Raw genomic sequence first — 15,112 nt, forward strand, 5'->3', positions numbered from 1 at the left:
CCTTTTCTTCATGACAGCAAAAATAGTACATTTTTTTAACGATACGTGTTGTCCAAGATTCGGGGGGAATTTAGTATAAAAAATCACGAAAAAGGAGTTCAGATTTACAGGCTCTACAAAAAAATAAAAAACACTTGAATATTTGATATTCAAGTGTTTTTTTAAGTGGTGCCACCAAGAATCGAACTAGGGACACACGGATTTTCAGTCCGTTGCTCTACCAACTGAGCTATGGCACCAACATTGCTTTATTTGCGAGTGCAAAGATAAAATATTTTTTCTCCAAATGCAAATTTTTCAGGTGGAATTTTTGGGGGGCAGAGTCAAGCAGCAAGTGCAATTTACATTAATTGTTTGTAAAACTCAACTTTGGGTGTGTTAAAGTCCAATTTTTTCCTCGGTCTTTCATTCAGCCTGTGCTGTATCCGCTTCAATCTGTCGGGTGGATAGTTCTTGAAGGACGCCCCCTTGGGGATGTATTGCCGGATGAGCTTGTTCGCGTTTTCGATCGATCCTTTTTGCCATGCCGAATAGGGGTCGGTGAAGTACACCGGGGCTTCCAGCATCTCCGTGATCCGTTCGTGCGCCGCGAACTCCAAGCCGTTGTCCGTGGTGATCGTCCTTATCACGTCCTTGTAGGGTAGCAACATGCGGCACAGCACCTTGGCCAACCCTTTCGAGTCCCTTCCGCGGGGCAGTTCCCCGATCATCACGAGGTTCGTCTTCCTTTCCGTCACCGTCAGTATCGCCTCCGACTGGTCGGCCCCTATCATCGTGTTCATCTCGAAGTCGCCGAAGCGCTTCCCGTCGGCCTCCACGGGCCTTTCCCGGATGCTCCTGCGGTTGGGGATGCCTCTAACGGAGCCCACCGGTCTCTTGCGGTGCTTGAGCCTGTGACGGCAATGCTTGTAAAGGTCGCCCCCGGCCTTCTTGTCCTCCCGGATCCACTTGTAGATGGTCTCGTGGGAGACCCGGATATTCTCCTTCTTTCTCAGGTGTCCGCTGATTTGCCCGGGCGACCAGTCCTTGCGCACGAGCCGGATCACCTTTTGTTTGATCCATTCCGGGGTGGACCGGTTGCCGGGCAGGCGTTCCCTTCTCTCCATCGCCATCTCGTGGGCCAGTCGCCACGAGTAGCCCCCGCGCTTGTCCTTGTTGCGCTGCAACTCCCTGGACACCGCTGAAGGACTGGCACCTATCAAGCTCGCGATCGTCCGCTGGGTGTCACCGTTTTCTAAACCTAAATAAATCGCGTACCTTTGTTCTGAAGTTAACTGTTTGTATTTTTTCATAAGCAACATAATAGTTAATTTTAGGGAGACTTCGGTCTCCTTTTTCTTTTATGTTGCTGTCCGACTCTCTTCGGGGGCTTGCGCGCCCCCGGCCGTTAGGCAAACCCCCGCGGTGTTTTTCATGATTGTTGTGAAGAATCATTTCAAAAAACAACACGTGGATGTTGCACTTCTAAGTTGAACTTAGGGGAAAATGGTGTTATTTTTCCAACGGATTCCATCCTTGCGCCTTCAATTTCATCTCCTGCCCGTCGCGGGTAACCAGATAGCACCCTTCATCAGGTTTGGTGATGTGGCCTACCAAGTGTATGCCGGGCAGGGTAGACATCTTGTCGTGGAGAGAGAGGGGAACGGTAAAGAGCAGTTCGTAATCCTCTCCGCCATTCAATGCGACGGTTGTGACGTTCATATTGAACGTTTCGGCCATCAGGGCAGTCTGGTAATCGATGGGAAGCCGCTCCTCAAAAATGCGGCAACCCGCGTTGCTCTGCTTGCAGATATGGAGGATGTCTGATGAAAGCCCGTCGGATACGTCGATCATGGATGTGGGAACGATCCCGTTCTCCGACAGTATCCGGACGATATCTCTCCGGGCCTCAGGCTTGAGCTGACGCTCCAGGATATACTCCTTGCCGGAGAAATCGGGTTGGAAATCTGCATTTCCCTTCTCCCCGAAAACAGCCTTCTCACGTTCAAGTAGCTGCAACCCCATGTACGCCGCTCCCAGATCGCCCGATACATAAATCAGATCGGTATCTTTGGCCCCATTGCGGTAGACGATCTTCTCTTCATCGGCTGTACCGATACAGGTTATCGAGATTGAAAACCCTGTCAGCGACGAGGAGGTGTCGCCACCCACCAGATCAACACCGTAGATCTCGCAGGCCAGCAACACTCCGGCATAGAATGTCTCCAGATCCTCCACCGAAAAGCGTTGGGATATACCCAGTGAAACTGTTATCTGTTGAGGTTTTCCGTTCATCGCATAGATGTCGGAAAAGTTGACAATTGCCGCTTTGTATCCCAAGTGTTTCAGCGGGACGTAGGTCAGGTCGAAATGGATGCCTTCGAGCAACAGGTCGGTGGTGACAAGCGTATGTTTCCCGCCGTTGTCGATTACGGCGGCATCGTCACCTACACCTTTTCTGGTTGTGGGCTGTGTAAGTTGGATCTCCTTGGTGAGGTGGTCTATCAGTCCAAACTCTCCTAGCGTGCTTATTTCTGTGCGCATAGGTTTATATCCTTTCCACTATGGTCCGCATAATCTCCGCCATCTTGGGCTGGGCGATTTTTGCAGCTTCCTGGACCTCTTCGTGTGTCACTTCCACGATCTTTCCGATGACACCCAAATCGGTAATGATGGAAAAGGCCAGAACCTTCATTTTGGCATGGTTGGCAACGATAACTTCCGGAACGGTAGACATGCCTACGGCATCACCTCCGATAACGCGGAAGAAATGGTACTCGGCAGGAGTTTCAAAAGTGGGTCCGGAAACGCCGACATAGACACCATGCTGCAACTTGATATTTTTCTCTTTTGCAATCTCCATGGCCATTAACCGGAGTTCCTTGTTGTAGGCCTCACTCATATCGGGGAACCGTGTTCCCAGCTCGTTGTAGTTCTTCCCGTGAAGCGGATGTTCGGGAAACATGTTGATGTGGTCTTCGATAAGCATGATGTCGCCTACGTCGAAGCTGGGATTCATACCGCCGGCAGCGTTGGATACAAAGAGGTATTCCACTCCCAGTGCCTTGAAAACACGGATTGGAAATGTTACCTGTTTCATGTTGTACCCTTCGTAATAGTGGAATCGTCCCTGCATGGCCAGCACCCTTTTGCTGCCCAGATTGCCGATGATGAGTTTCCCACTGTGCCCCTCTACGGTAGAGACGGGGAAATTGGGGATCTCTGTGTATGGAATTTCGGTCTTGTCGGTAATCTCCCGGGCAAGTTCTCCAAGTCCGGTTCCTAAAATGATGGCGGTATTGGGCACATCTCCGATTCTATTTTTTAGATAATCGGCTGTTTGTTTGATTGCTTCTAACATGTTTGTTGATTTTTTTATTGAATGACTCTTTTTCTCTTTTTTTCATGAATTGTACTCTAACCGGAATATAGTAGATTCTCCGTTTTATATTTTCATCCAGAAAAGACAATGCCCTGAAACGGATGGCATCTTTCTCGGTGGTTACAATTATCTTGTCGTCCTCGTCCACATCCAGTGTCTCCATTTCATCGGTTATCTTCCTGATGTCTTCCTTATTGAAGAAGTGGTGATCGGGGAAGAAGATCGGATAGAGGTTGTAGGTTTTCAACTCCAGTTTTTCCACCAACGGTTGAGGGGAGGCAATTCCGGTAACCAGAAATACATGTTTTTTACGTAAATCGTCTGGTTCCAGTGTCTCCTGCTGCAACTGGGGAAAGACCGGCATCAAGTTCCCATAATCGAAAGTGGTAAAGTAGAGATCCTGATAGGGATAGAGGTCTAGACCGTTTTCATAGATACGGAAGTCGATGGGTTGCATATCACGGCTGCACTTGGTGACGATGACGATCGAAGCGCGATCCTTTCCCCGTAATGGTTCTCGCAGATATCCTGCCGGGAGGAGCTTGTCCTCATATACCGGACGATTACTGTCGACCAGCAGAATGGAGAGGGAAGGGGAGACGTGGCGGTGTTGAAAACCGTCGTCCAACAGAATCACCTGCGGACGCTCCTCTGCATCGATGGAGCGGATCTTTTCAATGGCGCCTCTCCGGTTCTTGTCCACCACAACAAGTGTTTCGGGAAATTTCTGCTTTATCTGGAGTGGCTCATCACCCACATCCTGAGGTTTCGAGTCCACATCTACAATCCTGAACCCTTTTCTTTTACGCTTGTAACCCCTACTCAGGACTGCCACCCTGTATCTCGACGACAAGAGTTCAATCAGATATTCGATATGGGGAGTCTTGCCAGTACCCCCCACGGTGATGTTCCCGACGCAAATAACCGGAATGTCGAACTTATGCTGTTTCAGTATCCTTGCGTCAAAAAGCCAGTTCCGGAACCTTACACCCAGCCCGTACAGCCACGAAAGTGGCAGTAGTGAGCGACGAATATTGGGAGGAGGTAATTCCATCTTTGAAGTTTGAAATGGCAATATCAGTTGATGTTCAACTCAAAGGGGATGCGGGCCTGGATATAATCCTGCTCCTTGATCCCCTTCAAGAGCGTAAACAGCTCATAGCTCTCTCCAAGGTAGCTCTTCAGCGTTTTGGCAGCCAGTTCCTCCTTGCCCTTGCTGAAAATTTCCTCGAGCGGAGATTTGGCCTTCGGATACTCGAAAACGGCATAACTCTTGCCCAGATTGGCCAGGTCTGCAGCAATGCGTACGGCCTCATCCACGCCACCCAGCTCATCTACCAGCCCGATCTCCTTCGCCTGATTCCCGGTCCATACACGACCTTCGGCAAATTTTGCCAGGCTATCTTTGGCTATTCCACGACCCTCCGCACAGCGGGTCAGGAAGATGTCGTACCCGTTGTCCACATAAGCCTGCATCATGGCCGCCTCCCGTTCATTGAACGCCCGGGATGGGTTGCCAAAATCGGAAAAATCGTTGGTCTTGACTACATCAGAATTGATTCCCAGTTTATTGAAGGTCCCGCTGAAATTGGGGAACATGCCGAATATACCGATAGAACCTGTTATGGTGGTGGGTTGAGCCACAATCTTGTTGGCATTGCAAGCGATATAGTAGCCGCCAGAAGCTGCGACATCTCCCATCGATACAACCACCGGCTTTTCAGATTTCAAATCGGAGATGGCTTTCCATATCTGTTCCGAAGCGTATGCGCTTCCGCCTCCAGAATTGATGCGGAAGACAACCGCTTTGATGTTCTTGTCTTTCCGGAGTTTTTCAATCTCGTTTACATAGTATTTATCCTGAATACCCGATGAACGGTTACCGGACATGATGTTCCCCGTGGCGTAGAGCAGTGCGATGGAGTTGGTAGATTTCCTGATGGCAGGTGTCGTTTTTACCGACCTCATCTCTGCTACCGTTGCCGAAGGAATTTTCTCGTCAGCATCTACTCCGAGAAGTTCCCGCAGGTACTGCTTCATTTCGCTTTCATAGAGGAGAGTGTCAACCAGATTTGACGCCAGCAGGAAATCGGTTTTCCTGAGCATCGGAAACTGGTTGGCGATAGAGTCGATCTGGGCTGGCTCCAGTTTCCTGGAAGCGGCCATCTCGTTTTTCATGTTGTTCCAGATATCGTTGATGAATGAGGTGATCTGTTCCCGGTTGGCGTCACTCATCTCGGTCTGCGTAAAGGACTCGGCAAACGACTTGTAGGTTCCCACCTTGAATAACTGGATTCCTACCCCCATCTTTTCCAACGCATCCTTGTAAAAGAGGAGAATCGATGAGAGGCCGTGAATGTCGAGCATTCCCTGTGGATTGATCGCAACCTTGTCGGCGACAGAGGCCAGGTAATAGCCGCTCTGGGTGTAGGTATCGGCATAGGCCACGATGAACTTTCCGCTCTCCTTGAAATCTTCCAGCTCCTGACGTATTTCGGCCAGTGTGGCGTTGGATGCTGCAAAAATCCGGGTATCGAGGTAGATCCCTTTTATCTTGTCGTTATTCTTGGCCTTGCGGATGGCTCCAATGATATCGTTCAGACCCATTGCTGATGGTACGCCACCAATCAGCTCAATGAAAGGATCATTTTCTGCAATTCGTTCCTGTACGGTGCCTTCAAGTCTCAGATTTAATACGGAGTTTTCCTGTAACACAAATGTATCCTGTTTGCCGAAAGAGCCCATCAAGGAGCCCATCAGGGCAAACATGACCAGCATTGAGACGAGCGAGAATATGAGACTCGCAATGATGAAGCCCAATGCAGATGCAAACATCATTTTAAAAAAATCTTTCATAAATTTGTGTCCTATAGTGATTATATGCACAAAAATAGGGAAAAAAGAGTTATATTGCAATTGAAACTAGACACATTTTCATTTAGTAATCTTAGCAGAAAAATATACCTCCGATCTGCTGGAGGTAATTTGATGATAAGGAAACCCGATGTTGGTTAAAAAAATATAAAGAGTAGAGGAAAAGAGGTAACCGGTGCAACGTTTTTACCTTTTTTTCATCTTAACTAATGTAAGCGAAAAGCATGGATGATTCGCAACTGATAGCAGCATGTAAGAAGCAGAACCGTAGTGCCCAAAAGGCATTATACGAGTTGTACGCTCCTAAGATGATGGCTGTCTGTATGCGATATTGCAAAGATAATGAGACTGCTCGCGATCTTCTCCATGACGGTTTTCTGCAGGTTTTTACACAGATTGGCTCTTATGCGGGCAAGGGTTCTTTTGAAGGTTGGTTGCGCCGGATTTTCGTGAATCTGGCTCTTGAGAATTATCGAAAGGAGAAAAAGAGACTTGATTTCTTGAACGATTACGGAAAAGAGAATGAAGATTTTTTAGATGCTCCGGAGGATGACTGCCTCGAGGTAGGAGACGTTCCCCGGCAAGAGTTGCTGGATATAATTCGTGGAATGCCAGAAGGTTACAGAACGGTGTTTAATATGGTAGTCTTTGAAGATATGCCACATAAGGAGATAGCTGCCATGCTGGGCATAACGGAGAATGCTTCTCGGTCGCAATATTTCAGGGCCAAGACTTTTCTACAAAACAAGGTGCAATCGATAATGAAGAAGAAATACATATGAATATCAATGAACGAAGAAGATATATTTAAAGAACAGCTCAGGTCAGTTTTCAGCGATTATGAGGTTCCGGTGCCCTCCGATGGTTGGGAGAGACTGGAGCAATCGCTCGACAGCTTGCAGCGGACCAGAATAGTTCGCCGCAACTGGTTTATCGGTTCGGCTGCTGCTACTGTAGCCATACTCCTGGGAAGTCTCTTCTTTTTTAACCTGCCAAAGCCGATTGAACCGAATGTTCATCCTGTTCTGGCGGAAGAGATGACATCTGGTGAGATAAAGATACCCGATATGCAACAAGAGATTGAGGTAGCCAGATCTGAATTTCCGGTGAGGCAGAGAGCGGGCGGTGGTAGACAGGAGGTGTTGATTGCCAAATATACCGAAAGGGAGGCAACTAAATCGCAGATCGCAAGCGATAAGCCTGAACATCCGGAGCAAATGGTTGTTGATGATCAGATTGAAGATCTTCATGCCGATAATGACGCTGTGACTGCGAGATCACGTATTGCCCAACCCGACCCAGAAGAGATAGAACGGCTCGTCAAGGAGTTTGAGCATGCCGGAAAGGCCACCGCTTTCGAAGGTCTCTCACTCGAAGAGGAGAATAAGAAGCCGATGACGTTGGCAATCAATGCGAAAGGAGGGCTGACATCCTCCAGGAAAATAGTAAACAGTCCCATGACCCTTCGCAGTACATCAGCTGCCGGACCATCAGAGATGGCCTATGCAGCCTTGCCATTGAATACCATGAGTGTTGCGGATAATGTGGCCCAGATGGTACACGATCAGCCCGTATCTATCGGCCTTACCATCTCCAGGAGCATTGTCGACCGGCTATCGGTTGAAACCGGTGTGGTATACACCTACCTCTTCTCCCGGGCAAAAAATACCAGCGTCGATTTTCAAAACCAGGAGACGCAGCTTTTCCACTACCTTGGTATCCCTGTCAACCTGAATTACAATTTTGTGAATATCGGAAGGCTGGGTATGTTTGCATCGTTTGGAGGGATGGTAGAAAAAGATATCTACGGTGAATTCAGGAAGAGAGAACAGAGTGTTTCCAAGGAGTTGAACAGTACGGCTCAGGGCGTTATCAGTACCAAAATCAGTCAGAAGAACCCGCAGATCTCGGTAAATGCCGGGGTAGGGCTCTTCTATCCCATTTACGGGGGATTTAACCTGTATGGCAAGATTGGCGGGGCTTACTACTTCGATGCAGGAAATTACGATTATAGAACGATATATACCGACAAAAAGATTGTCTTCGATCTCAATGCCGGTATCCGGTTTGACTTTTAAGAATTTTAAACAGTAATAATTATGTACATGAGAAAATTGATTTTACTTTTTGCAGTGTTGGTCTCCGGCCTCTTTCTGACATCATGTCTGGAAGCAGGAGACAGTAATCTTGCCGGTTCAGGGCAATTGTTTTACATTACCCAATCGGAAGGGACCCAAATTGCCCACAACGGGGGATTTGCCATGACTTCGAACGAGATAAAGATGCAGGAACCCGAAAGATGGTACCTGATCACCTGGTCGTGGACAACAGCCAACGGGATGCTCTCTTCCACCGTACACAACGCCATTACGACGGATATCGAGCAGATACCTTACGGTCTATACCTTCACGAGGAAGCCCCCGAGGGGAGTTCAACTCCAATCAACTCCTTCGGCATGATCAGTGGATTACCTATAACCGGAGGATTCGGTGATTTTCTGATACTTCAATACAGTTGGGCCAAGAAAGAGGGTGAGTCTGTTCAGGTAAGGCTATATAACGAAACGATGCAACAGACAGCAATGGACCAGTTTACACTGGAGTTGCGGCTGGAGAAATCGGGAACTGCCACCGGAACTACTGAAAAGAATGAGGATGCATTTGCTGCGATCAAAATGGCTCAACTGCGTAACCTGATAGATTTCAACGGACAGGATTATAAGGATATCCAGTTGAAGTTCAACTATCTTAAGGGCAGTTCTGCAACACCTTCCAGCGTGACAAATACGGTGAGGATATATAAACAGTGATCCACCGATCAAGTTCAAGAAACGATAAGAGGCTGTCTCACAATGAAGACAGCCTCTTTCTTATTATCGATCAGCGTAAGGATTACTCTTCGCTTGTCGTCTCTTCAGTTTTGTTTTCTGCAGACTCATCGGTCTCGGCTTTTTGGGCCTCAAGTTCAGCTGCCTTGGCCTTCTCACTGGCTTCTTTCTTGAAAGCAGCAACCTTCTGGTTATCCAGTTTCTCCTTCAATGCGGCGAGCTCTTCGATATCACCCAGCGTGGTCTTTTCCATTACAGGCATTGCCATTGCTGACGATGAGCCCTCTTTCTTGCCTGAACGTTTGCCTTTCCGGCTCTCGTCACCGCCACCCTGAGCATCCTCGTGGATCCGGCTGTGCGAAACAATAATCCGTTTGGCATCTTTATTGAACTCGATCACTTTGAATTCCAGTTTCTCGTCAACCTGAGCCTGTGTGCCATCCTCTTTCACCAGATGCTTGGGAGTGGCAAAGCCTTCAACGCCGTAAGGCAACGCAATCACAGCTCCCTTATCTACAAATTCGAGTACGGTGCCTTCGTGAACTGAACCTGCGGTGAAGATGGTTTCAAATACATCCCATGGATTTTCTTCCAACTGTTTGTGCCCAAGGCTCAAACGACGGTTCTCCTTGTCGATTTCCAATACCTGTACTTTAATCGGAGCTCCGATTTCGGTCACTTCGCTCGGGTGTTTGATCTTCTTTGTCCAGGAGAGATCGGAGATGTGGATCAATCCTTCAACACCTTCTTCAATTTCAACAAAAGCACCGAAGTTGGTGAAATTCCGAACGGTAGCAGTGTGGGTGCTTCCAACAGGATATTTCTCTTCGATGTTTTCCCATGGATCGGGTTTGAGCTGTTTTACACCCAGCGACATTTTTCTCTCTTCGCGGTCGAGTGTCAGGATAACAGCCTCTACCTCGTCGCCTACCTTCATGAAGTCCTGGGCGCTGTGCAGGTGCTGTGTCCAGCTCATCTCAGAAACGTGGATCAAGCCTTCAACACCTGGAGCTACCTCTACAAATGCTCCATAATCGGCAATGACAACCACTTTACCCTTAACGATGTCGCCTACTTTCAGGCTGTCGTCCATAGCATCCCATGGATGAGGAGTCAACTGCTTCAAACCAAGAGCGATACGCTTCTTGTCATCGTCGAAGTCGAGGATAACCACATTGATCTTGTCGTCCAGTTTAACCACTTCGTCAGGGTGTTGAATACGGCCCCATGAAAGATCAGTGATGTGGATCAAGCCGTCAACGCCGCCAAGATCAACGAATACACCATAAGAGGTGATGTTCTTGACAACACCTTCGAGCACCTGTCCTTTTTCGAGTTTCGAAATAATCTCTTTTTTCTGTTGTTCCAGCTCTTCTTCAATGAGGGCTTTGTGTGAAACAACCACGTTCTTGAATTCAGGATTGATCTTGACAACCTTGAATTCCATGGTTTTGTCAACAAAAATATCGTAGTCGCGGATCGGTTTCACATCGATCTGTGAACCCGGAAGGAATGCTTCGATACCGAAAACATCCACAATCATACCGCCTTTTGTACGGCACTTGATATACCCTTTTATTACTTCGTTGTTTTCCAAAGCTGCGTTTACGCGATCCCAAGAACGCGAAGCACGTGCTTTTTTGTGGGAAAGAATCAATTGCCCTTTTTTGTCTTCCTGGCTTTCGATGTATACTTCTACCTCGTCGCCAACTTTCAGATCAGGGTTGTAACGGAATTCGTTCATCGACACTACACCGTCCGATTTGTAACCAATGTTTACAACCACTTCGCGTTTGTTCATGGAGGTTACGATACCGGTCACCACTTCCTTGTCGTTGATCTTGCTCAACGTGTTGTCGTAGCTCTCGGTAAGTTTTTCTTTGTTTTCTTTGGAGTAGACGTCACCTTTTGCGTAAGCATCCCAATCGAAATTCTCTAAGGGAGTTACATTTTTTAAATTGTCTGTCATTTGTTGTTTTTAAAATTTTAATAATTAAATAAGTTAGACTTTATATTGTCAAAAAAACGGTGCAAAGATAGTCGGTTTTTTCTTAATAACCAACTCTTTGCACCCTGAATTTTCGAGAAACATCAAGAAGGGGCTAACCGAAAGTTCCGTAGCCGGATCAGAGCAGCAACCCTTCCTGTACCTCTTTTCTCGTTCCTGCACCTGCAATCGTTTCTACCAGTTCCAACGCAAAGTCGAAAACCAGACCGGGACCTCTCCCGGTGATAATGTTGTTGTCGACGCTCACCTTGTCGCCGGTGACCTCCGCTCCTCTCAGTTCTGTTTCAAAACCGGGGTAGCAGGTGACTTTTTTCCCCTCCAGCAGGCCCAAACCGCCTAAAACCATCGGTGCGGCACAAATTGCGGCTACAACCTTGCCCTTTTCGGCATGCTCTTTTATTGCCGCTTTCAGCTCTTTCTGCTCATTGAGGTTCTTTGCGCCGGGCATACCGCCTGGAAGTACCAGCAGATCCATGCCGGCAAGATCCACTTCGGAGAAGGTCGCATCGGCCTGGACGGTTATGCCGTGTGCGCCGGCAACACTTTTTTCGTCGGTTATCGATACGGTCTGAACAGGAATACCTGCCCTGCGTAGAATGTCTACGGTACCCAAGGCTTCAATCTCTTCGAAACCATTGGCCAAGAATAATGCTACTTTCTTCATCGGATTAATATTTAAACGTTAGGGTTGTTTAGACATTGAACAAGGTGGAAGCGACAATTGTTCGGCTCCCGCACATCCGGGATGTGGTGGCCCTGTGATGTAGATCTATTGCAATCAGTTGAGGTTGAACTTGTAGGTGATGGTCCCCTGCTGGTTGTTGGTTGAGTTGATGGCGTTGAATTTGGTTCTGAGTGCGGCACGTCGCGCTTCGTTAAGTAGTGCGGTATTGGGAGTATTGGTCCCCTTTCCGATCTCGGCCTTGATGACATTTCCATTCGGATCTACCGTGATGTTGACGACAACTGTTCCGTAATCGTTTACCGAATATTTAGGCTGGATCAATCCGCCGGGTCCAACGCTGCGACCGCCCAGATCGTAGGTGCCGATACCTCCGATACCCGATTTGGCACCCTCGGTAGCGTTGCCTGTGGAGACCCCCTGTGTGCCGCTGCCCTGGGTTTCACCCCGGTTACCGGCATTTTCACCGAAAAGGCCGCTCATCTTCTGGTTGATCTCCCGCTTTTTGGCCTCCTCCTGTTCGCGCCGTCTCCGTTCAGCCTCCTCCTCTCGTCTGCGCTGTTCTACCAACTCGGCCTGACGCCGCTCGGCCTCCCTCCGTTCAGCTATCTCAATGGAGGGTTCGCTCTTCTGTGTAATCAACGGTTCGTTGGGTGTCGGTTTCGGAGCTGCGGGGGTAGGGGCTGGTGTAGGTTCAGGTGTGATCTCATGCTTGGGCGACTCGGTAGAACCGAACGCCTCATCCACATTCCCGAACATGACAGGAATTCCTTCCAGTTCCTGTGGTGGAAGTGCCAGTGTGAAATAAGAGAACATCAGGATAAGCAGTAGCAATATGGCAAAGAGGATTGTCCCTGCTATTCCTGCTGTTTTTTCCCTTGTAATCTCCATTCCGTTTTAAAATGAACTTTTTTATTAGTTCGGCCTTGTCATCAATACCATTTTAAACCGGTTCTGATTGGCAATATCCAAAATCTTCACTATTTCGCGATAAGGAACCTCCTCATCGGCGTAGAGTGCCACAAAGATGTCGGGTTCGGCCGTGTAGACCGATTGCAAGAAGGGCGTGATCTGCTCGAAAGTGACCTTCCGTTCTCTCTCGTTTGCGTTGGCTACATAATAGTTCAGATCCTTGTCGATGGTAACCCGGGTGATCGGTTTTGCCTGGGCCTGCTGTTGAGCTTTGGGCAGCAACACCTTTATGGCATTGGGGACTACGATGGTGGATGTGATCATGAAGAAGATCAGCAGGAGAAAGATCACATCGGTCATCGAGGCCATGCTGAAACTCGCTTCTACATTGAATCGCTGTTTTAATGCCATCTTCTTACCCTTTTATGCCACCGGCTCGTTCAAAATATCCATAAACTCCATGATACGCATCTCAAGTTTGTTGACGATGCCCTTTATCCGCGTTGTCAGGTAGTTGTATGCAAAAAGTGCAATGATACCCACAACAAGTCCACCAACGGTTGTTACCAGCGCCTCGTAGATACCTGTCGACAGGATGGTTACATCCACGTTTGCACCGGCGCTTGCCATGCTCATAAAGGCCTTCACCATTCCGGTGACCGTTCCGAGGAACCCGATCATGGGAGCACCGGAAGCGGTGGTTGCAAGCAGTGGCAGCCCCTTCTCCAGTTTGGAGATCTCGATATTTCCCTGATTCTCGATGGCCGACATGACATCGGCTGTTGGCCTGCCCAACCGGGAGATGCCCTTTTCCACCATACGTGCGGTGGGGGTGTTGGTGTTCCGGCAAAGCGACATTGCTGTCTCAATTTTTCCATCCAGGATGTAATCCTTGATGCGGTTCATAAAGGAGCTGTCCTCCTGTCTGGCTTTGTTTATCACCAATGTCCTCTCTATCAATACATATACCGAAAGGAGCAAGAGAACCAGCAACACGATCATCAGCCATCCACCCTTAAAAGCCAGGTCTAAAGCATTTGTCGTTGTCTGGGGTTCAACCGAGGTCGTGATCTGCTGCAATGTATCCTGAACAGAAGCAATTTGTAACAAGTTCATCGAGTAGGGTAATTATAAGTTTCTGTAAAGATAAACAATATTCTAAGGTTTAGGGCTGTCAAGTGGCCTATTTAAGCAATTTTTATATGCTTTGATTGTTTTTTCCAACCCCATGTAGAGTGCATCACTGATGAGCGAATGTCCGATGGATACCTCTTTCAGCCAGGGAATATTTACGTAGAGATAGTTGAGGTTCTCCAAGTTCAGGTCATGCCCTGCGTTTACTCCCAGTCCCAGTTTCTTTGCCATGGTTGCCGCCTCGATGTAGGGTGCGATGGCTTTTTCCCTGTTGCTCTTGTACTCCATGGCATAGGGCCCGGTAAAGAGTTCGATCCTGTCGGCACCGATTTTCGATGCCATTTTTATCATCTCCAGGTTTGTATCCACGAAGATGGAAGTGCGTACCCCCATCGACTGGAACTCGTTAACCACATCGGTAAGGAAATCCTTGTGCTCGACCGTGTCCCAGCCGGTATCGGAAGTGAGCACATCGTGGGCGTCCGGAACAAGTGTTACCTGTGTGGGACGTATCCGTTTTATCAATGAAATAAACTCCGGTGACGGATTTCCCTCAATATTGAATTCTGTATTTATCCTGGGTTGCAGGTCGATCACATCTGCATAGCGGATATGACGTTCATCCGGTCTGGGATGGACGGTGATCCCGTCTGCGCCAAAAAGTTGACAATCAATAGCCACCTGGACAACATCCGGAATATTCCCCCCTCTGGAATTTCTAAGGGTGGCCACTTTATTGATGTTTACACTTAGCTTTGTCATTTATTTTACCTTATTCTCTTTGTAAAAATATTTGCTATTTTCCCTGATGTGGAACGATAAAAAACTGCCAATGGCCGTTTTTTACCAAAAAATTCCCATCTTTGTAAGACGTTACAAAATTAATACGAAATAACGGTTTTGCCTAAAAAAACAGATGAAAGATTTTATCACTCATCAGATAGAGAAACAGTCTCTCTCCTTTACTGCAGAGAGTTTTCTCGGACTATCCGATACGGAAAATTCACTGGTTCTGGTTGAGATTCCGCTGGCTGATTATACGCTCACCGAGATCGCCCGGATCGTGGAGAGCAACAACGCCCGCGTCATGAATCTTTTCGTCCTCCCGGTGGCCGACGGCAATACCTTGATCCTCTCCATCAAACTGAACCTGCTGGATGTCTCCCCTCTACTGATGAGTCTCGAGCGGTTCAATTACAAGGTTCTGCATTACGAGATGAAGGAGGGGAGCGTTACCGACACCCACAAAGAACGCCTGGATGAACTTTTGTATTATCTGTCGATGTAAAAAAGTTCCCCTTGCCCCACGGGAA

General features: G+C 48.0%; 15 protein-coding genes and 1 tRNA gene. 4 read left to right on the forward strand and 12 right to left on the reverse strand.

Features of this window, described 5'->3' with window-relative positions; all coding sequences use genetic code 11:
- Nucleotides 1-166: 166 nt before the first annotated feature.
- From ING2E5A_RS04870 to sppA, 6 genes are all read right to left on the reverse strand, one after another.
- A tRNA-Phe gene (locus tag ING2E5A_RS04870) sits at nucleotides 167-239 on the reverse strand.
- A gap of 102 nt (nucleotides 240-341) precedes the next feature.
- Nucleotides 342-1,292, reverse strand: a complete 951-nt coding sequence (locus ING2E5A_RS04875) for an IS30 family transposase (RefSeq protein ID WP_071136434.1) — start codon at nucleotides 1,290-1,292, stop codon at nucleotides 342-344.
- 199 nt (nucleotides 1,293-1,491) lie between these two features.
- Nucleotides 1,492-2,523 carry a thiamine-phosphate kinase gene (gene thiL, locus ING2E5A_RS04880; RefSeq protein ID WP_071136435.1) on the reverse strand — a complete coding sequence of 344 codons (1,032 nt, stop codon included), beginning with the start codon at nucleotides 2,521-2,523 and terminating at the stop codon, nucleotides 1,492-1,494.
- A 4-nt stretch (nucleotides 2,524-2,527) separates the two neighbouring features.
- Entirely contained in the window at nucleotides 2,528-3,340 is an 813-nt protein-coding gene (locus tag ING2E5A_RS04885; protein WP_071136436.1) for a purine-nucleoside phosphorylase, read from the reverse strand.
- Nucleotides 3,297-4,415, reverse strand: coding sequence for a tetraacyldisaccharide 4'-kinase (gene lpxK / locus ING2E5A_RS04890; RefSeq protein ID WP_071136437.1), 1,119 nt, complete (start codon nucleotides 4,413-4,415; stop codon nucleotides 3,297-3,299). The genes ING2E5A_RS04885 and lpxK overlap by 44 nt, the downstream gene beginning before the upstream one ends.
- Nucleotides 4,416-4,438: 23 nt before the next feature.
- Nucleotides 4,439-6,217: a signal peptide peptidase SppA gene (sppA, locus tag ING2E5A_RS04895; RefSeq protein ID WP_071136438.1), complete on the reverse strand. Its 1,779-nt coding sequence runs from the start codon at nucleotides 6,215-6,217 to the stop codon at nucleotides 4,439-4,441.
- 242 nt (nucleotides 6,218-6,459) lie between these two features.
- On the opposite strand from sppA, the gene ING2E5A_RS04900 reads away from it, so the two are divergent.
- From ING2E5A_RS04900 to ING2E5A_RS04910, 3 genes are read left to right on the forward strand one after another with little or no spacing between them, the layout of a single operon-like run.
- Nucleotides 6,460-7,017: an RNA polymerase sigma factor gene (locus ING2E5A_RS04900; RefSeq protein WP_071136439.1), complete on the forward strand. Its 558-nt coding sequence runs from the start codon at nucleotides 6,460-6,462 to the stop codon at nucleotides 7,015-7,017.
- A gap of 6 nt (nucleotides 7,018-7,023) precedes the next feature.
- Nucleotides 7,024-8,313 carry a porin family protein gene (locus tag ING2E5A_RS04905; RefSeq protein WP_071136440.1) on the forward strand — a complete coding sequence of 430 codons (1,290 nt, stop codon included), beginning with the start codon at nucleotides 7,024-7,026 and terminating at the stop codon, nucleotides 8,311-8,313.
- A gap of 27 nt (nucleotides 8,314-8,340) precedes the next feature.
- Complete coding sequence (locus ING2E5A_RS04910) at nucleotides 8,341-9,045, forward strand: hypothetical protein (protein ID WP_143102480.1); 705 nt, start codon at nucleotides 8,341-8,343, stop codon at nucleotides 9,043-9,045.
- A gap of 82 nt (nucleotides 9,046-9,127) precedes the next feature.
- Here ING2E5A_RS04910 and rpsA read toward each other — a convergent pair whose 3' ends face one another.
- From rpsA to ING2E5A_RS04940, 6 genes are all read right to left on the reverse strand, one after another.
- Nucleotides 9,128-11,032 carry a 30S ribosomal protein S1 gene (rpsA, locus tag ING2E5A_RS04915; protein ID WP_083373197.1) on the reverse strand — a complete coding sequence of 635 codons (1,905 nt, stop codon included), beginning with the start codon at nucleotides 11,030-11,032 and terminating at the stop codon, nucleotides 9,128-9,130.
- A gap of 157 nt (nucleotides 11,033-11,189) precedes the next feature.
- Nucleotides 11,190-11,735, reverse strand: coding sequence for a DJ-1 family glyoxalase III (locus ING2E5A_RS04920; RefSeq protein WP_071136442.1), 546 nt, complete (start codon nucleotides 11,733-11,735; stop codon nucleotides 11,190-11,192).
- Between the two features lie 114 nt (nucleotides 11,736-11,849).
- Nucleotides 11,850-12,644, reverse strand: coding sequence for an energy transducer TonB family protein (locus ING2E5A_RS04925; RefSeq protein WP_071136443.1), 795 nt, complete (start codon nucleotides 12,642-12,644; stop codon nucleotides 11,850-11,852).
- A 24-nt stretch (nucleotides 12,645-12,668) separates the two neighbouring features.
- Nucleotides 12,669-13,076, reverse strand: a complete 408-nt coding sequence (locus ING2E5A_RS04930) for an ExbD/TolR family protein (protein WP_071136444.1) — start codon at nucleotides 13,074-13,076, stop codon at nucleotides 12,669-12,671.
- Nucleotides 13,077-13,088: 12 nt separating this feature from the next.
- A complete protein-coding gene (locus tag ING2E5A_RS04935; RefSeq protein WP_071136445.1) occupies nucleotides 13,089-13,781 on the reverse strand; it encodes a MotA/TolQ/ExbB proton channel family protein in 693 nt (230 codons plus the stop codon).
- A gap of 42 nt (nucleotides 13,782-13,823) precedes the next feature.
- On the reverse strand, nucleotides 13,824-14,561 hold the full coding sequence (locus ING2E5A_RS04940) for a pyridoxine 5'-phosphate synthase (RefSeq protein ID WP_071136446.1): 738 nt from the start codon (nucleotides 14,559-14,561) through the stop codon (nucleotides 13,824-13,826).
- A 154-nt stretch (nucleotides 14,562-14,715) separates the two neighbouring features.
- Here ING2E5A_RS04940 and ING2E5A_RS04945 point away from each other — a divergent pair, with 154 nt between their 5' ends.
- On the forward strand, nucleotides 14,716-15,087 hold the full coding sequence (locus ING2E5A_RS04945) for a hypothetical protein (protein ID WP_071136447.1): 372 nt from the start codon (nucleotides 14,716-14,718) through the stop codon (nucleotides 15,085-15,087).
- Nucleotides 15,088-15,112: the final 25 nt, after the last annotated feature.

Source organism: Petrimonas mucosa (genome assembly GCF_900095795.1).
Taxonomy (GTDB): domain Bacteria; phylum Bacteroidota; class Bacteroidia; order Bacteroidales; family Dysgonomonadaceae; genus Petrimonas; species Petrimonas mucosa.